The 17,457-nt window shown below is 70.2% G+C and carries 16 protein-coding genes and 1 pseudogene; 7 read left to right on the top strand and 10 right to left on the bottom strand.

All coding sequences use genetic code 11. The features are described 5' to 3' along the window. Positions 1-501: 501 nt before the first annotated feature. Positions 502-1,113 carry a DNA-3-methyladenine glycosylase gene (locus ACIF9R_RS05970; protein WP_399974925.1) on the bottom strand — a complete coding sequence of 204 codons (612 nt, stop codon included), beginning with the start codon at positions 1,111-1,113 and terminating at the stop codon, positions 502-504. Positions 1,114-1,124: 11 nt separating this feature from the next. Continuing rightward, positions 1,125-1,289: pseudogene (locus ACIF9R_RS05965) on the bottom strand (3-methyladenine DNA glycosylase); the annotation flags it as partial. Between the two features lie 160 nt (positions 1,290-1,449). On the opposite strand from ACIF9R_RS05965, the gene ACIF9R_RS05960 reads away from it, so the two are divergent. The 3 genes from ACIF9R_RS05960 to ACIF9R_RS05950 all read left to right on the top strand — a co-directional run bounded on the left by ACIF9R_RS05960 (position 1,450) and on the right by ACIF9R_RS05950 (position 3,528). Continuing rightward, a complete protein-coding gene (locus ACIF9R_RS05960; protein ID WP_399974922.1) occupies positions 1,450-2,232 on the top strand; it encodes a sporulation protein in 783 nt (260 codons plus the stop codon). Between the two features lie 41 nt (positions 2,233-2,273). Continuing rightward, positions 2,274-2,813 (top strand): YbhB/YbcL family Raf kinase inhibitor-like protein, encoded by a 540-nt coding sequence (locus ACIF9R_RS05955; protein ID WP_399974919.1) that lies wholly within the window; start codon positions 2,274-2,276, stop codon positions 2,811-2,813. A gap of 208 nt (positions 2,814-3,021) precedes the next feature. After that, positions 3,022-3,528 (top strand): HNH endonuclease, encoded by a 507-nt coding sequence (locus ACIF9R_RS05950; RefSeq protein ID WP_399974916.1) that lies wholly within the window; start codon positions 3,022-3,024, stop codon positions 3,526-3,528. A gap of 78 nt (positions 3,529-3,606) precedes the next feature. On the opposite strand, the gene ACIF9R_RS05945 is transcribed toward ACIF9R_RS05950, so the two are convergent. The 3 genes from ACIF9R_RS05945 to ACIF9R_RS05935 all read right to left on the bottom strand — a co-directional run bounded on the left by ACIF9R_RS05945 (position 3,607) and on the right by ACIF9R_RS05935 (position 6,020). Next, complete coding sequence (locus ACIF9R_RS05945) at positions 3,607-4,551, bottom strand: SPFH domain-containing protein (protein WP_399974913.1); 945 nt, start codon at positions 4,549-4,551, stop codon at positions 3,607-3,609. A gap of 146 nt (positions 4,552-4,697) precedes the next feature. After that, a complete protein-coding gene (locus tag ACIF9R_RS05940; protein ID WP_399974910.1) occupies positions 4,698-5,129 on the bottom strand; it encodes an NfeD family protein in 432 nt (143 codons plus the stop codon). A 93-nt stretch (positions 5,130-5,222) separates the two neighbouring features. Further along, positions 5,223-6,020, bottom strand: coding sequence for an ABC transporter ATP-binding protein (locus tag ACIF9R_RS05935; RefSeq protein ID WP_399974907.1), 798 nt, complete (start codon positions 6,018-6,020; stop codon positions 5,223-5,225). A gap of 163 nt (positions 6,021-6,183) precedes the next feature. Here ACIF9R_RS05935 and ACIF9R_RS05930 point away from each other — a divergent pair, with 163 nt between their 5' ends. Beyond that, a complete protein-coding gene (locus ACIF9R_RS05930) occupies positions 6,184-6,972 on the top strand; it encodes a hypothetical protein (RefSeq protein WP_399974904.1) in 789 nt (262 codons plus the stop codon). Positions 6,973-7,367: 395 nt separating this feature from the next. Here ACIF9R_RS05930 and ACIF9R_RS05925 read toward each other — a convergent pair whose 3' ends face one another. From ACIF9R_RS05925 to ACIF9R_RS05915, 3 genes are all read right to left on the bottom strand, one after another. Further along, a complete protein-coding gene (locus ACIF9R_RS05925; protein ID WP_399974901.1) occupies positions 7,368-7,613 on the bottom strand; it encodes a chaplin in 246 nt (81 codons plus the stop codon). Between the two features lie 164 nt (positions 7,614-7,777). Next, positions 7,778-8,419 carry a response regulator gene (locus ACIF9R_RS05920; RefSeq protein ID WP_399974898.1) on the bottom strand — a complete coding sequence of 214 codons (642 nt, stop codon included), beginning with the start codon at positions 8,417-8,419 and terminating at the stop codon, positions 7,778-7,780. Then, the gene (locus ACIF9R_RS05915) at positions 8,412-9,557 is read right to left on the bottom strand and encodes a GAF domain-containing sensor histidine kinase (protein WP_399974895.1); all 1,146 of its coding nucleotides are present in this window, start codon (positions 9,555-9,557) and stop codon (positions 8,412-8,414) included. The genes ACIF9R_RS05920 and ACIF9R_RS05915 overlap by 8 nt, the downstream gene beginning before the upstream one ends. Positions 9,558-10,035: 478 nt before the next feature. Between ACIF9R_RS05915 and ACIF9R_RS05910 the strand changes: the two genes are divergently transcribed. Then, a complete protein-coding gene (locus ACIF9R_RS05910) occupies positions 10,036-10,773 on the top strand; it encodes a transglycosylase SLT domain-containing protein (protein WP_399974892.1) in 738 nt (245 codons plus the stop codon). A 90-nt stretch (positions 10,774-10,863) separates the two neighbouring features. On the opposite strand, the gene ACIF9R_RS05905 is transcribed toward ACIF9R_RS05910, so the two are convergent. Beyond that, positions 10,864-13,377 (bottom strand): FHA domain-containing protein, encoded by a 2,514-nt coding sequence (locus tag ACIF9R_RS05905; RefSeq protein WP_399974890.1) that lies wholly within the window; start codon positions 13,375-13,377, stop codon positions 10,864-10,866. Between the two features lie 240 nt (positions 13,378-13,617). Here ACIF9R_RS05905 and ACIF9R_RS05900 point away from each other — a divergent pair, with 240 nt between their 5' ends. Together ACIF9R_RS05900 and serB are read left to right on the top strand one after the other, a co-directional pair. Then, positions 13,618-15,405 carry a streptophobe family protein gene (locus tag ACIF9R_RS05900; RefSeq protein WP_399974887.1) on the top strand — a complete coding sequence of 596 codons (1,788 nt, stop codon included), beginning with the start codon at positions 13,618-13,620 and terminating at the stop codon, positions 15,403-15,405. A gap of 195 nt (positions 15,406-15,600) precedes the next feature. Continuing rightward, positions 15,601-16,809 carry a phosphoserine phosphatase SerB gene (gene serB, locus ACIF9R_RS05895; RefSeq protein ID WP_399974884.1) on the top strand — a complete coding sequence of 403 codons (1,209 nt, stop codon included), beginning with the start codon at positions 15,601-15,603 and terminating at the stop codon, positions 16,807-16,809. 87 nt (positions 16,810-16,896) lie between these two features. On the opposite strand, the gene ACIF9R_RS05890 is transcribed toward serB, so the two are convergent. Further along, on the bottom strand, positions 16,897-17,415 hold the full coding sequence (locus tag ACIF9R_RS05890; RefSeq protein WP_399974880.1) for a SixA phosphatase family protein: 519 nt from the start codon (positions 17,413-17,415) through the stop codon (positions 16,897-16,899). Between the last annotated feature and the right edge of the window lie 42 nt (positions 17,416-17,457).

The raw sequence follows: 17,457 nt of genomic DNA, 5'->3' as shown, positions 1-17,457 counted from the left end.
TGTTGAGTTCTCAAGGAACGGACGCTTCCTTTGTACTCACCCTCTCGGGCTTTCCTCCGGGCTTCCCTTCGGTCTTGCGTTTCCGACTCTATCAGATCCTTTCGGGCCTGATTCCCAGTCGGCGGGTTTTGCCGTTGAGCCGATGACTTTCACCTGTCGGCCTTTCGACGTTCACTACGTTAGCCGATTCCCTCGCTCGATTCATAATCGTGCGCTGCGGTTATCGAATTCAGGCATGCTGACATGACGAATTCGACCCCGCTGAGGGGTGATCGTAGGTAGTGGGTTGGCCGCTTCCGGCTGCAGGCGATCGCCGTACCCGGGTCAAGCGGCTCGGGCTACATTACGCACCTTCCGAGGACGAGTCAACTTCGGCGGCGCCGTGGCACATGAGCGCGGTACGGACTCACCCTCGGGTCGTTGTCGACCCTGTGGCGCCAGGTGTGCAGAGCTCCCTCGCCGGAGAGGCCAACAACAAGCAGGAGCACGGCGCACAGCGGCTCAGGCTCCGGCGGGCGGTTTGGCTCTCGGACTCAGTCGGTAGGCCGAGACCGTTGGATCACCGGCGAGGTAGAACCGGTGTTGCCAGTCGTGGGCCTTGCTCACTCCTACCCGAGGACCGACCTGGATGAGCGCGGCGGGTACCGACTCGCCCTCGGACAACATGACCGAGGTACCTGTCAGGAGGTCTGCGCCGTTGTGCTCCGCCGTGATGCCGAGTGCCTGGCAGAAGTTCCCCGGACCTCGGGCAAGCCGTGGGTTCTCGACCCTCTCCCCTCGTCGCTTGCGTGCCAGGTCTTCCCCCTCGATGACCCTGCCGGCCCGGATGAGGACGGCCGAGGCGATGCCGTCCGTCCCGGTGACGATGTTGGCGCACCAGTGGAGGCCGTGGGACCGGTAGACGTACAGGTGTCCCGCGGGTCCGAACATGACGGCGTTGCGGGGTGTCCGGCCTCGGTAGGCATGGGAAGCCGGGTCAGCGGTACCGGAGTACGCCTCGGTCTCCGTGATGGCGATGCGCACGGTCCCCTCGGGGGTCTTGCAGGTGAGGACGCTCCCGAGCAGCTTGGGGGCGACCTCTTCAGCGGGGTGGGCAAGGAAGTCGATGTTCATGCCGGCCGCCGGGCCGTGCGGCCGCGGTGAGCGTGGGAGCCCGGGGCGTTCGGACCGTCGTATGTCTCCGCCTCGGTCAGGCGGAGGTGGATCGGACCGTCCGGAGTGCTCCGGACCAGGGCGGGGCGGTCGACGAAGTTCCTGGGCAGGGGCGTACGGTCGGGGGTCGCGATCATGGCGTCCGAGGGTACTGCAGACGGCCGGTGCCCCGGGGTGGTCACGGGACGTCGTACTTGTCAGGGTGAGGGTCGACGGAACCGGCCACGGCCGGATCGCGTTGTTAGGGATCAGCGGTCCTTGCACAGAAGCAATGGCAGGACGACAAAGGGGAGAGACATGGCGTTCAAGAAGCTGCTGGCGAGTCTGGGAGCCGGCGGGGCCTCGGTCGAGACGGAGCTGCACGAGGTCAACGTCGTCCCGGGCGGGGTCGTCCAGGGCGAGGTGCGGATCCAGGGCGGGTCCGTGAACCAGCAGATCGAGGGTCTGTCGGTCGGTCTGCAGGCCAAGGTCGAGGTGGAGAGCGGCGACGAGGAGTACAAGCAGAACATCGAGTTCACGAAGTCGTCGCTGGGCGGGGCCTTCGAGCTGCAGGCGGGTGCCGTGCACGCGGTGCCGTTCGGGCTGGAGATCCCCTGGGAAACGCCGATCACGATGATCGACGGGCAGCCGCTGCGCGGGATGAACATCGGTGTGACCACCGAGCTGGCCATCGCGCGAGCCATTGACTCCGGTGACCTGGACCCGATCAACGTGCACCCGCTGCCGGCGCAGAAGGCGATCCTGGACGCGTTCATCCAGCTGGGCTTCCGCTTCAAGAGTGCCGACATGGAACGTGGTCAGATCCGCGGCACCCGGCAGAGGCTGCCGTTCTACCAGGAGATCGAATTCTTCCCGCCGCAGCAGTACCGGGGGCTGAACCAGGTCGAGCTGAGCTTCGTGGCCGACGAGCAGGCCATGGATGTCGTGCTGGAGATGGACAAGAGGCCGGGTCTTTTCAGCGAGGGCAGTGACACCTTCCGTTCCTTCAAGGTGGGGCTGAACGACTACCAGGGGACCGACTGGGCGGCGTACCTCAACCAGTGGCTGTCGGAGGTCGGCAGCAAGCGCAACTGGTTCTAGGCTCGGTTCCGACCGAACGCAGACGATCAGGAGGTACCGAGGTGACCGAGCTCAAGCGGCGGCCGCTCCCCCACGACTTCCATCCGCCCGTGCCGTCGTTCACGGTGACGAGCGACGATGTGACGCAGGGAGCACCGCTCAAGGATGCTCAGGTCCACGCGGCCGGCAACACCTCGCCGCAGCTGCGCTGGGAGGGTTTCCCGCCGGAGGCCAAGAGCTTCGCCGTGACCTGCTACGACCCGGACGCCCCGACGGGCAGCGGGTTCTGGCACTGGGTGGTGTTCGACATCCCGGCCTCGGTGACCGAACTGCCGGCCGGTGCGGGCAGCGGCTCGTTCGAAGGTCTGCCGGAGGGTGCCGTCCACGCGCGCAACGACTACGGCAGCAAGGACTTCGGCGGGGCCGCGCCGCCGCCCGGGGACGGGCCGCACCGGTATGTGTTCACGGTGTACGCCGTGGATACGGAGAAGCTGGGCCCGGACTCGGATGCCTCTCCCGCCGCCGTGGGCTTCAACCTGCGCTTCCACACGATCGCCCGCGCTCATCTGGTCGGTGAGTACGAGGTGCCCGCGTCGTCCTGAGGGGTCCGAGCGGCCCCGGGCGTTCATCGAACGTTTGCCCGTCCCTGGTCTTGGAATTGATCAGGGGCGGGCATTTTTGTTGCCGGAGGTCGCGGGGGTCACCTCCCGCAGGAGCGATGGATATTGCGTTGTCCATCTCGGCGTGCCCGGCCAGAGTTGATCCCAGCCCGCCGAGGGGTGGGCCGGTGCACACAGGAGGTGGGCTGGTATGCGGGACACGCTGGTGCTGAACGCGAGCTTCGAGCCGTTGTCGACGGTGACGCTGAACCGAGCCGTCGTTCTGGTGCTTCAGGACAAGGCCGTCGTCGAGCAGGCCCACCCCGAACTGCGGATGCGTGGAGCCGCTGTCGACATACCGGCGCCCCGGGTGATCAGGCTCTGCCATTACGTGAGGGTGCCGTTCCGAAGACAAGCGCCGTGGTCGAGGCGGGGCGTTCTGGTACGGGACCGGCACCGGTGCGCGTACTGCGGACGGCGGGCCACCACGGTGGACCATGTGGTGCCGAGGTCGCACGGTGGGCAGGACACCTGGCTGAACACGGTGGCGTCGTGTGCGCAGGACAACCACCGGAAGGCGAATCGGACGCCTGAGCAGGCGGGTATGCCGTTGCTGCGGGCGCCGTTCGAGCCGACACCGGCCGATGCGATGCTGTTGGCGCTGGGCGCCGCGGAGTTCGAGGCGTTGCCCGAGTGGTTGGCTCTCGACGCCGCGTGACGGCTGGGCCACGGAGGCGTGGACTGACACGGCCCCGCACCCCTGAGGGTGCGGGGAACGTGAGCCACCACGGTTTCCCTAGTCGATCGACGGCTTTTCGCGGCGTTCCTGGGCGGGGACGTTGGGGGTCGGGGCACCGTTGCCGCCCAGCCCTCCGAAGTTGCCCATCGCGCCGGAGAGGCCCTTGAGGGCGTCGCCGATTTCGCTGGGGACGATCCAGAGCTTGTTGGCGTCGCCCTCGGCGATCTTCGGGAGCATCTGGAGGTACTGGTAGGACAGCAGCTTCTGGTCCGGGTCGCCGGCGTGGATGGCCTCGAAGACCGTACGGACGGCCTGGGCCTCTCCCTCCGCGCGCAGGGCCGCTGCCTTGGCCTCACCTTCGGCGCGCAGGATCTGGGACTGCTTCTCGCCCTCGGCGCGCAGGATCTCGGACTGCCGGACGCCTTCGGCCTGGAGGATGGCGGCGCGCTTGTCACGGTCGGCGCGCATCTGCTTCTCCATCGAATCCTGGATGGAGGTGGGCGGTTCGATGGCCTTGAGCTCGACGCGGTTGACGCGGATGCCCCACTTGCCGGTGGCCTCGTCGAGGACGCCGCGCAGCGCCGCGTTGATCTCCTCGCGGGAGGTGAGGGTCCGCTCGAGGTCCATGCCCCCGATGATGTTGCGCAGGGTGGTGACGGTGAGCTGCTCGATGGCCTGGATGTAGCTGGCGACCTCGTAGGTGGCGGCCCGGGCGTCGGTCACCTGGTAGTAGATGACGGTGTCGATGTTGACGACCAGGTTGTCCTGGGTGATGACCGGCTGGGGCGGGAAGGGGACGACCTGTTCGCGCAGGTCGATGCGGTTGCGGATGGTGTCGATGAACGGGACGACGATGTTGAGGCCCGCGTTGAGTGTCCGTGTGTAGCGGCCGAAGCGCTCGACGATGGCCGCGCTGGCCTGTGGGATGACTTGGATCGTCTTGATCAGGGCGATGAAGACCAACACCACCAGGATGATCAGGACGATGATGATCGGTTCCATCGTCGGTTCCCCGAACCCTTCTTAGCCTCGGCGCCTACGGCGTCTTGTTGCCTGTGGAAGATCTCGCGGTCGAAGATCTTGCTGGTCGAGTCTGACAGACCATCGGTGCAACTGGGAGGTTGTTCGGCTCAGTTGTGTCGCGGGGGTCACATGATGACGGCCGTGGCTCCCTCGATGTCCACCACGTCCACTTCCTGGCCCGCTTCATAGGCCTGGCCCGCTTCGAGGGCGCGTGCCGACCAGACCTCGCCGGCCAGTTTGATCCGGCCGCCGGATCCGTCGACGCGCTCCAGGACGACGGCCCGTTTGCCCTTCAGGGCGTCCACGCCGCTGGCGAACTCGGGCCGCTGGGCGCGCTGTCTGCGTGCGATGGGGCGTACGAGAGCGATGAGCGCGGTCGAGACGACGGTGAAGACCACGACCTGGGCGACGGCTCCGCCGCCGAAGATGCCGGAGACCAGCGCCGCGGCCACGGCGCCGACCGCGAGCATGCCGAGTTCGGGCATCGCGGTGATCACGAGCCCGATGCCGAGTAGTGTCGCGCCGATCAGCCACCACAGCCATGCGTCGATGTCCACATGCACATGGTAGGACCGCGCACCCGGTCGCCGACAGGGCGCCGATCAGTTTGAACGCGCCGTGCGGCTACGGGTCTTGATTCTCTGTGGGGTTCAGGCCATCGGGAGGCCCTGGGCGGTCCAGCGGTCGCCGACCTGTTCGACGACGAGCGGAAGGCCGAAGCAGAGGGAGAGGTTGCGGGAGGTGAGTTCGAGCTCCAGCGGGCCGGCCGCGAGGACCTTGCCCTGGCGGACCATCAGGACGTGGGTGAAGCCCGGGGCGATCTCCTCGACGTGGTGCGTCACCATGATCATGGAGGGGGCGATCGGGTCGCGGGCGAGCCGGCCGAGGCGGCGTACGAGGTCCTCCCGGCCGCCGAGGTCGAGGCCCGCGGCGGGCTCGTCGAGGAGCAGCAGCTCGGGGTCGGTCATCAGGGCGCGGGCGATGAGGGTGCGCTTGCGCTCGCCCTCGGAGAGGGTGCCGAACTTGCGGTCCAGGTATTCGGACATGCCGAGGCGGTCGAGGAAGGCGCGGGCGCGCTGCTCGTCGATCTCCTCGTACTCTTCCTGCCAGCCGGCGGTCATGCCGTAGGCGGCGGTGAGCACGGTCTGCAGGACGGTCTGCTTCTTGGGGAGCTTGTCGGCCATGGCGATGCCGGCCACGCCGATGCGGGGGCGCAGCTCGAAGACGTCGGTGCCGGGCTTGCCGAGGGTCTCGCCGAGGATGGTGGCGGTGCCCTTGCTGGGGTAGAGGTAGCTGGACGCGAGGTTGAGGAGGGTGGTCTTGCCGGCGCCGTTCGGTCCCAGGATGACCCAGCGCTCGCCCTCCTTGACCGACCAGGAGACCTGGTCCACCAGAGCCCGGCCCTCACGGACCACGGATACGTCCTGAAGCTCCAGAACATCGCTCATGAGCGCGTTGTCTCCCCTTGCAGTGTGGCCGGTCTCGGCAGTCGCGTACGCCTGGTGGGTCGGTCCGCCGCACCCGTGGGCGCAGCCCATCATGAAATCTACGCCACCGGTCGACCCGGACATTCCTCCGGTCCGGTTCTTGGTGGCTGTCTAGGGTGTACGCATGCTTTCCGAACCTCGCTCCGGGCGACTTGCCGCTTGGGGAAACGCCCTGTTCGCCGGACTCGTCTCGCCGGATGACGCCGTGCTCGCCATCGTCGGGGAGGACGCGGTGCACCGGGTGACGGGGCTGCCGGGTGAGTCCGCTCCGGTGGGGCTCACGCTGGCGCTGGGACGGCTGCGGGCGCTCGGGGTGAGCGGGCTGCGGGTGGCTCTGCCGGCGCCGGGGCATCCGCTGGGGCTGAGCGGGCCGCCGGAATTCAACGCGCGGGCGCTGGAGGCGGAGGAGGCGGTGGTCTGCTCGGGGGCCGCGCTGGGCCTGGTGCCGGAGGTGTACGAGGCCGGGCCCGACGGTGATGTGCACGTCGAGGTCGTCTGGCACTGTCTGCCGGTGCGGGAGGCGCCGCCGGCCGATGTGCCCTCGCTAGGAGAGGCGGAGCGGGAGCTGGCGGAGGCGTTGCGGGACGCGACCGAGGTGCTGACGCGGCTGGATGTGGCCGGGTCGGGGCCGGTGGCGGAGGCGGCGATCGACGCGTACCGGGCGCGGGCGTCGGCCTCGCGGGGGCGGGAGGTTCTGGCGCCGGGGTATCCGCCTCGGGCGGTGCGGGTGCTGGAGCTGGCGCAGCGGGTGGGGGCGTTGGTTTCGCTGGCGGGGGGTGTGGGGCACGGGGGTGCGGTGAGCGCGTCGGAGATGTCGGCGCGGGCGGGGGCGTTGCGGCCGGTGGAGCGGACGGCTCGGCGGGCTTTGGTCGCCGCGTACAACTCCGTTGTGGAGGAGCGGGGGGTGGGGTGAGGGGTCGGTGGCTCGTTGGCTCGTTGGCTCGTTGGCTCGGTGCGGGTGGTGGGGCGGGGCGGAGGTGGTCTGCGGGGCCCGGGTTCGCGGGGTGCTGCTGTGTGGGGGCTGGCCGGGGGTGGGTAGCGCAGCCCGGCGCTTGCGGGGTGCCGTCGCGCCCACCCGTGCCGCCCCAGCGGCACGACTGCCCGCGGAGGGCGGCGATGGCGCGGCACGGCGGGCCCGCGGAGGGCGGCGGAGGCGCAGCGCGGGAAGCGTGGGGAGTGGGGGCCCGCGGAGGGCGGCGGAGGCGCAGCGCGGGAAGCGTGGGGAGTGGGGGCGTGGGGCGGGTTGGGTGGGGGTAGGGGGGAGCCCCGGGCGCCGGGGTGGGGCCGGGCGGCCGGGGCTGGGGGGTGTCAGTGGTTGACGGCGGTGTTGCCGAAGGCCGGGTTCAGCAGGCCGATGACATTGACGCTGTTGCCGGACACGTTGACCGGGACGTCGACCGGGACCTGGATGACGTTGCCGGAGACGACGCCCGGGGAGCCCACGGCCTTGCCGTCGGCGTGGCTGCCGTCGGTGGCGGAGGCCATCCCCGTGCCGGCGGCGAGCAGACCGCCGGCCACCATCGTCACGGCCGCTGCCTTCTTCAGGTTCTTCACTTTCCGAGCCCTCCTCGCGATGACTGCGGCAGGCGCCGCAGCGTGCACTGGAGAACGCCCGGAGCCGACGAGGGATACGGCCGTCCGGGGGACATTCCCACTACGGTATGAATCTCGCACCGGAGGGGAACCTTCCGCCTGGCCGCAGGCGTCCGCGTCCGGGGTCAGCCGCTGAGGCCGTGACGTACGGCCCACAGGGCGGCCTGGGTGCGGTCCGCCAGGTCGAGCTTCATCAGAATGTTCGAGACGTGGGTCTTCACGGTCTTCTCGGAGAGCACCAGGGCACGGGCGATCTCCCGGTTGGCCCGGCCGTCCGCGATGAGCCCGAGTACTTCACGCTCCCGCTCCGTGAGGGAACCCCCGCGTCCGGGGCCCGAGCCGGTCTCCTCCTGGGACAGCAGCGCGCCGGCCACCTCCGCCTGGAGCAGGACGTGCCCGGCATGCACGGAACGGATGGCTCCGGCGAGCGCGTCGGGATCGATGTCCTTGTACACGTAACCGGCGGCGCCCGCGCGGAGGGCGGGGACGACCGTGCGCTGCTCGGTGAAGCTGGTGACGATCAGCACGCGCGCGGGGTGGTCCAGTTCGCGGAGCCGGCGCAGGGCGTCGATGCCGTCCATGCCCGGCATCTTGACGTCCATGAGGATGACGTCGGGTCCCAGCTCCTCCGCCAGGGCTACCCCTTCCGCGCCGTCCGCCGCCTCGCCGACGACCTCGATGTCGCCCTGCACCTCGAGGAAGGTGCGCAGGCCCCGGCGTACCACCTGGTGATCGTCGACCAGCAGCACCTTGATCGCGTCAGCCACCGGGGACCTCCATCTCGATGGTGGTGCCCTTGCCGGGCGCCGATTCCACGGTCAGCCTGCCGCCGACCCCACTCGCCCGGTCCCGCATGGAGACGAGCCCCAGATGGCGGCCCGCGTGGCGGACTACGCGCGGGTCGAAGCCACTGCCGTCGTCGTCGATCCGAAGGACCGCCCCGCCGCCGCGGCGTTCCAGGGTGACATCGACGTGTTCGCACCCGGAGTGCCGCAGGGCGTTGTGCAGGGCCTCCTGAGCGACGCGCAGCACCGCTTCCTCCTGGGCCGCGGGCAGCGCGCGTACGCCGTGGCAGGTGAAGGTGACACGCGCGGTGTGGGCGCGGTCGAGGACCTGAACCTGTGTGCGGAGCGTGGCGACCAGGCCGTCCTCGTCGAGAGCCGCGGGGCGCAGTTCGACGACCACCGCGCGCAGTTCGTCGACGGCCTCGGCGGCGAGGCCGGCCACCTGCTGGAGTTCGTCCTTGGCCCGGGAGGGGTCACGGTCGACGAGGCGGGCGGCGGCCTGGGCGGTGAGCCGCAGGGAGAAGAGTTTCTGGCTGACGGCGTCGTGGAGCTCGTGGGCGAGGCGGGAGCGTTCCTCGGCGATGGTCAGTTCGCGGCTTCGTTCGTACAGCCGGGCGTTGGTGAGGGCGATCGCGGCGTGCTGGGCGAGGATGGCGAGCAGTTCCTCGTCGTCCTCGGTGAAGCCGCAGGTGCCCTCGGGCTTGGAACACTTCTTGTTGGCCAGGAACAGGGCGCCGATGACCTCGTCGCCGTCGCGGACGGGCAGGCCGAGGAAGTCGACCAGGTCGGGGTGGGCGCTGGGCCAGCCCTCGAAGCGTGGGTCGCGGCGTACGTCGGCGAGGCGCTGCGGTGTGGCCTCCCTGAGCATCGCGGCGAGGATGCCGTGCTGGCGCGGGAGGGGGCCGATGGCCTTCCACTGGTCGTCGCCGACGCCGTCGACCACGAACTGGGCGAAACCACCGTGGTCGTCGGGTACGCCGAGGGCGGCGTACTGGGCATCGAGGAGTTCGCGGGCCGAGGCGACGATCGTCTTGAGGACGTCGCGCACCTCGAGGTGCCTGCTCATGGCCAGCAACGCGGAACTCACCGCGGCGAGGCCGGACCGGGGGCCGTGGCTCATGTTCCTCACGGTACCGGCGGGCCCTGACCGTGCGGATCGGGCAGGTGGCGGCCGTCGGCCGGACCATGGTCCTACGTCCGCCGGTCCGGTGGCGCGTCCGTCGGCGTAGGACCACGGACCGGGGATGGCGGCACCCCCGGGGGCCTCCTCACACAGCGCGTTGCCCCAGCAACTATCGGTGAGAGCGAGGGGCGGCCGATGTGAGGCCGGGCATAGGGCGCACATCACGTACGAAGGGGAGTAGGAGTGACATACCGCCCGCATGAGCGGGGCGTACTGCACCTTCTGCCCCGGTTTACCCCTCCCCTGTCCACTACCCGGCTTCGTACGTCACATCTTTGCCACGCCATTTTGCGGCCGCTAAGAATGGCTGCGTCGCTCGCGCCGTGGACATCGATCCGCGGCGTCTGTGCAGGAAGCACCCTGTCCACACCGGACGTCGAGCGACCTCCGCGCTATTCGAAGAGGTCCGTCCCCCATGTCCAAGAACATCCTCACCCGTGGCCATAGTCGTGCGCTGACCCGTCACCACAAGCTCGCCGTGGCCGGTGTCGCCGCGCTCGGTGCCGCCGCCATCGGTCTCTCCGCCGTACCGAGCAACGCGTCCACGGCCGGCCCGGCCGAGGCCGCCTCCGCCCCCGAGGCGAAGGTCACGTACCGCACCGAGCCGATCCAGGATGTCAAGGCCGGGGTCACCGACCGGGACGCCGCTTCCAGCATCAAGATCGAGCAGATCGCGGCGAAGAAGGAGGCCGCGGCGCAGGCCGCCGCCAAGAAGAAGGCCGCAGCCGCTGCCGCCGCGAAGGCCAAGGCCGAGAAGGCCCGCCAGACCGAGGAGTCCACCAGCCGCGCCGCCGAGCGCGCCGAGGTGAAGAAGGCCGCTCCCAAGACCTACGGCAACACCCTGGACGGCTGGATCCGCGAGTCCCTCGCCATCATGAAGAAGCACGGCATCCCCGGCTCCTACGAGGGCATCCACCGCAACATCATCCGGGAGTCCTCCGGCAACCCGAAGGCGATCAACCTCTGGGACGTCAACGCCAAGAACGGCATCCCGTCCAAGGGGCTGCTGCAGGTGATCCCGCCGACGTTCGAGGCCTACCACGTCCCGGGCACCTCGAAGAACATCTACGACCCAGTGGCCAACATCACCGCCGCCTGCAACTACGCGGCGGACAAGTACGGCACTATGGACAACGTCGACAGCGCGTACTGAGGTCGGCGCGGACCTCTTCTCGCGAACACAGACGCCGAAGGGCGGCACCCACCTGACGGGGTGCCGCCCTTCGGGGCTGTCCGGCGCGGATCAGTTGCGCATGACCTCGGGCTCGTGACGGCGCAGGAAACGGGCCACGAAGAAGCCGCAGACCACGCCGAGGACGATCAGCGCGCCCATGTCCATCACCCAGGTCCCGACCGTGTGCTCCCACAGCGGATCGGTGTCGCCGACCGACTCCGGCGGGCTGATCTTGTTGAAGTCCAGCGTGGCGCCCGAGGCGGCGACCGCCCAGCGCGACGGCATCAGGAACGAGAACTGGTTGACGCCGATCGAGCCGTGCAGCGCGAACAGACAGCCGGTGAAGACGACCTGGATGATCGCGAACATCACCAGCAGCGGCATGGTCTTCTCGGCGGTCTTCACCAGCGAGGAGATGATCAGGCCGAACATCATCGAGGTGAAGCCGAGCGCCATGATCGGCACGGAGAGCTCCAGCATCGTGAAGCCGCCGAAGACCAGCCCCTCCTCCGGGATCTCCCGGCTGGAGAAGCCGATCGCACCCACCAGCAGGCCCTGCAGCACGGTGATCATGCCGAGCACGAACACCTTCGACATCAGATACGCCGAGCGGGACAGGCCGGTGGCGCGCTCCCGCTCGTAGATGACCCGTTCCTTGATCAGCTCACGTACGGAGTTCGCGGCGCCCGCGAAACAGGCGCCGACGGCGAGGATCAGCAGCACCGTGGTCGCGGTGCCGTTCGGGATGACCCGGCCGGTCTCCGGATTCGGCGGATTGGGCAGCAGGCCCCGGTCCGCGTCGATGAGCAGGCTGACCGCGCCGAGCACGGCCGGCAGGATCACCATCAGGGCGAGGAAGCCCTTGTCGGAGACGATCACCGAGACGTAGCGGCGCACCAGGGTGACGAACTGCGACATCCAGCTCTGCGGCTTCGGTGGCCGCATGGCCTGCATCGCCGGAACCTGTACGGACTGCGGGGCGACCGCGTCGATGTCCGCGGCGTACATCTGATAGTGCTGCGAGCCCTTCCAGCGGCCCGCCCAGTCGTAGTCGCGGTAGTTCTCGAAGGCGGAGAACACGTCGGCCCAGGTGTCGTAGCCGAAGAAGTTCAGCGCCTCCTCGGGCGGGCCGAAGTAGGCGACCGAGCCGCCCGGCGCCATCACCAGCAGCTTGTCGCAGATCGCCAGCTCGGCCACCGAGTGGGTGACGACGAGGACGGTGCGGCCGTCGTCGGCGAGGCCGCGCAGCAGCTGCATGACGTCACGGTCCATGCCCGGGTCGAGGCCGGAGGTCGGCTCGTCCAGGAAGATCAGCGACGGCTTGGTGAGCAGCTCCAGCGCCACCGAGACGCGCTTGCGCTGGCCTCCGGAGAGGGAGGTGACCTTCTTCTCCTTGTGGATGTCCAGCTTGAGCTCGCGCAGCACCTCGTCGATGCGGGCGTTGCGCTCGGCGGCCGTGGTGTCGGCCGGGAAGCGGAGCTTGGCCGCGTACGTGAGGGCCTTCTTGACGGTCAGTTCCTTGTGCAGGATGTCGTCTTGCGGGACCAGACCGATGCGCTGGCGCAGTTCGGCGAACTGCTTGTAGAGGTTCCGGTTGTCGTACAGGACCTCGCCCTGGTCGGCGGGCCGGTAGCCGGTGAGCGCCTTGAGCAGGGTCGACTTGCCGGAGCCGGACGGTCCGATGACAGCGATCAGGGACTTCTCGGGGACGCCGAAGGAGACGTCCTTGAGGATCTGCTTGCCGCCGTCGACCGTGACGGTCAGGTGACGGGCGGAGAAGGACACCTCACCGGTGTCGACGAACTCCTCGAGCCGGTCCCCGACGATCCGGAACGTCGAATGGCCGACGCCCACGATGTCGGCGGGGCCGAGCAGTTGCGAGCCGCCCTTGGTGATCGGCAGACCGTTGACGTACGTGCCGTTGTGCGAGCCTAGGTCGCGGATCTCCATGCGCCCGTCGGGCGTCGAGTGGAACTCCGCGTGGTTGCGGGAGACCTGGAGGTCGGAGACGACCAGGTCGTTCTCCAGCGCACGGCCGATGCGCATCACACGGCCGAGGGAGAACTGGTGGAACGTGGTGGGGCTGCGATCGCCGTAGACCGGCGGCGCCCCCGCGCCGCTGCCGGGGCCCTGCTGCTGCGGGATGTGCGGCGCGGGCTGCTGCGGTTCCGCCTGCTGCCAACCGGGCCCGGCGGGCTGCTGTTGCGGCGTCTGCTGGGCCCAGCCGGCGTTCGCGCCCTGAGCCGCGTACGGCTGCTGCGGCTGGGCCTGTGGCGTGGCGGCCGGGGCCGCGGCGCCGGTGAGGGTCACGCGCGGCCCGTCGGTCGCGTTGCCCAGGTTCAGCACCGTGTCGGAGCCGAACTCCAGGTGGTGGATCCGTTGCCCCTGCACGAACGTGCCGTTGGTGCTGCCGTGGTCCTCGATGACCCAACTGCGCCCGTTGAAGCTGATGGTGGCATGACGCCAGGAGACCCTGGCGTCGTCCAGCACGACGTCCCCCTGCGGATCGCGTCCGAGGGTGTAAGCCCTGGACGGATCGAGCGTCCAGGTCCGTCCGTTTGATTCCAGTACGAGTTCCGGCACTCCAGCCCCACTGAGTTGTCCCCCGAGTTTCCCCCATCACAGGGAGTCTAGGGATGTCGAACATCGTGGGGAACTATTTCAGGCGGGGCCCTCGGACCGAAAGCCGGGCCTTGTCACGAGCGCGCACCAACGCATCCACTGTTGTGCGTCGGCGGGGTTGAAATCGGCCCGGAGAGTGGTAAACCACGCGAGGGGGACATGCGCGGTCTTCTTGCCGCGCCGCGGATCGGGGGGTCTGCCATGAGGGGTGTCACGAGCGTCGGCGCGGAGTCCGGCGCACGCGTGCCGTGGGTCGACGTCACCATGTCCGCGGTCGCCGCGGTGAGCTGGGCGCTGATCGGGATGGCGGGGACGGCGGCGCTCGGGCTGCGGCTGCTGGACGCGGACGCGGCCGGTTCGCTGGGTCCGATGACCGCCGCCGTGGTGGCGCTGGCGGCGGGTGGTTCGGTCACGCCGTCCGGTGATGTGTCCGCCTTCGGACTGTCGGGCCCGGAAGCCAGTACGGCCGTCGACATCACGCCGCTGGGTGTGGGCCTGGTGGGGGCGCTGCTGCTGTCGCACTTCTTCCTGCGGTCCCTCCGGGCGGCGGGAGCCGTCGTCTCCCCCGCCGAACTCCTCGCCCGCGCGGGAGCGGTGATCGCGCTGTTCGTGGCGATGACGGGCGGTCTTGTCTGGGCCGGGCACGACGTCATCACCATCGACGGGGGCTCGCTGGGGCCGGCCGATCTGCCGGGCGTGGGCGGTGGCGGCGTCGAGATCCCGGGGCTGGGGGATGTCGGAGGGCTGCTGCCGGACCGGGTCGGTGATCTCATCGACGCCGAGGCCGCGGTCGGGTTCACCGTCGACACGGTGCCGACGCTGCTCGGTGGGCTGGGCTGGTCGGCCGGTGTGCTGCTGGTCGCGCTGCTGACGTCCCGCCGTACGCCGCTGCCGCGCGGCTGGGACGCCGTGCACCGGGTGGTACGGCCGGCGGTGTCCGCCGTGGTCACGGTGCTGCTGGTGGCGGTGGTGGCGGGGCTCGCCGCCGCGGGGTACGCGGCGATCGGAGACGACCATCCCCGGCGGATCGCCGGGGCGGCGCTGCTGGGGGCGCCGAACGGTGTGTGGCTCGCGATACCGATCGGTCTGTTCGTGCCCTGGGACGGGCAGGCGAGCGGTGCGCTGCTCGGGGTGCTGCCGCATCCCGTGGACGACCTGCTGCGGGCCGGCTCCGACCGGCCCGTCACGCTGGGGCGGCTGGCCGAGCTCGACGGGCGGGTCTGGCTGCTGGGGGTGGCCGCCGCGCTGATGATGCTGCTGGCCGGGGTGCTGACGGCCGTACGGACGCCGGTGCCGGCGGGGCGGCCGGTGCCGGCGGGGCGGCCGGGAGCGGCGGGGCGGCCGGGAGCGGCCGGTTTCGCGGGGCGGTGTGCGCTGTGCCTGGGTGTCGCCACGGCGTCGGCGCTGCCGCTGCTGGCCTGGCTGACGGAGGTGTCCGCGCACGCGTCGCTGTCCGTGCTGGGCTTCGACGCGTTCGGCGCCGGCGTCGAGCTGCGCGGGCAGCTCGGTACGGCGCTGCTGCTGGGGGCGGTGTGGGGTGCGGGCGCGGGTACGGCCGGGGCGCTGCTGGCCTGGGCATGCGGGGCGGCGGGGGTGCGGGCGGCGGCCCTGGCGCGGGGGGACACGGAGGCCGGAGGGCGGGGGGACATGGACGTCGGGGAGGCCGGGGAGGCCGGGGAGCGGGGGGACGTGACGCGGGCCGGGCCGTATGCGCCGCGGGCTCCCCATCGGCCGCCCAACCCGGACACCAATCCGTATCTGCGGGTGCCGTCGGAGGCGCTGAGGCCGCCCGTTCCGCCGGCTCCCGGTGACGGCCAGGGGGATGTCTCCGGTGCGCCCACCGTGATCGGCCCCGTGGGGCCGGTCCGCCGGCGTGGGCCTCGGCGAGGCACTCGGCCCGGGGACGTGGAAGGCCCTGGCCAGGTCGAGCGGCCGCCCCTGTGGCCGGACGAGGGACCTCCGCCGCCACCGCCACCGCCACCGCCGTGACCAGTCTTCTTTCGCCCCCGCCGCCCCTTCCCGTCCCGACCTGGGGCTCCGCCCCAGACCCCGCTCCTCAAACGCCGGAGGGGCTGACTTGCCCCTCCGGCGCTTGAGGAGCCGGCGATCCCCGAGGGGTGTGGCTGTCCGGGTGGCGGACCTCGGGAGCGCGGGGCGCCGGGGGCCGGATACGGTGGGAGCACCATGAGCGCATCGCAGAACTCCGACGTTCCCACTCTCCTGGTCAAGATATTCGGCAGGGACAGGCCGGGGATCACGGCCGGCCTCTTCGACACCCTCGCCACCTACTCGGTCGACGTGGTCGACATCGAGCAGGTCGTCACCCGTGGCCGTATCGTGCTCTGCGCGCTCGTGACCGAGCCGTCGGGCGGCCTGGAAGGGGATCTGCGGGCCACCGTCCACAGCTGGGCGGAGTCGATGAAGATGCAGGCGGAGATCATCTCCGGCAGGGGCGACAACCGTCCCCGCGGACTCGGCCGCTCGCTGGTCACGGTGCTGGGCCACCCCCTCACCTCGGAGGCGACGGCGGCGATCGCCTCGCGGATCACCCAGGCCGGCGGCAACATCGACCGTATCTTCCGGCTGGCCAAGTATCCGGTGACGGCGGTGGAGTTCGCGGTCTCCGGCGTGGAGACGGAACCGCTGCGCACCGCGCTGGTCACCGACGCCGCCAGGCTCGGGGTCGACATCGCCGTGGTCGGGGCGGGACTGTACCGGCGGGCGCAGCGCCTGGTCGTCATGGACGTGGACTCCACGCTGATCCAGGACGAGGTGATCGAGCTCTTCGCCGCGCACGCCGGCTGCGAGGACAAGGTCGCCGAGGTGACCGAGGCCGCGATGCGCGGGGAGCTGGACTTCGAGCAGTCGCTGCACGCACGCGTGGCGCTGCTGGAGGGGCTGGACGCCTCCGTGGTGGACAAGGTGCGCAGCGAGGTGCGGCTGACGCCGGGCGCCCGCACCCTGATCCGTACGCTCAAGCGCCTCGGCTATCAAGTGGGTGTGGTCTCCGGTGGTTTCACCCAGGTCACGGATGATCTGAAGGAGCGGCTGGGGCTGGACTTCGCCCAGGCCAACACCCTGGAGGTCGTCGACGGGAAGCTGACCGGCCGGGTGACCGGCGAGATCGTCGACCGGGCGGGCAAGGCACGACTGCTGCGCCGGTTCGCTGACGAGGCGGGGGTACCGCTGTCGCAGACGGTGGCGATCGGTGACGGTGCGAACGACCTGGACATGCTGAACGCGGCGGGGCTGGGCGTCGCCTTCAACGCCAAGCCGGTGGTCCGCGAGGCCGCCCATACGGCGGTGAGCTTTCCCTTCCTGGACACGGTCCTCTACCTGCTGGGGATCACGCGCGAAGAGGTCGAGGCGGCGGACACGCTCGACCTGGGCTGAGCACGGCGGGGAGTACGGGCATCGGCACGGACGGGCCCGGCGTCGGCGGATGCCGATGCCGGGCCCGTGCCTACCCGGGACCCGGGATCACTCGGTCGGCGCCCAGTAGTCGGCCAGCGTGCCGGCACCGGGCTCGAGGGACTTCCAGGAGCCGGTGAAGGACACGATCGCGAAGGCCGCGGCCGGGTAGCCGCGGCGGCTCATGCGCTCACGGGCATCGCCCTCGGACGTGCCGGACAGAATGTCGGCGAGTCCCTGGATGCCCGGGTTGTGGCCGACCAGAAGGACGTTCTGCGCGTCGTCGGGGGTTTCGTTGAGCAGGGCGATCAGCTCGCCGGGCGAGGCCTCGTAGATCCGCTCCTCGTACACGGTCTTCGGTCGGTGCGGGAGCTCGTGGACCGCTAGTTTCCAGGTCTCACGGGTCCGGACCGAGGTGGAGCACAGGGCCAGATCGAAGGCGATACCGGCATCGGCGAGCTTGCGTCCGGCGACCGCGGCATCCGTGCGGCCCCGCTCGGCGAGGGGGCGCTCGTGGTCGGGCACCGGGGGCCAGTCGGCTTTCGCATGCCGGAAAAGGACAATCCTGCGGGGTTCTGCGACGCTCATGTAGCCCAGCTTCGCACGAAACAGGCCACGGGGCGCAGGGAG

This window comes from Streptomyces sp. NPDC086080 (assembly GCF_044540255.1).
GTDB lineage: Bacteria > Actinomycetota > Actinomycetes > Streptomycetales > Streptomycetaceae > Streptomyces.
Note: the sequence above shows the minus strand (reverse complement) of the source record. Positions and strands in the feature narration are given on the sequence as shown.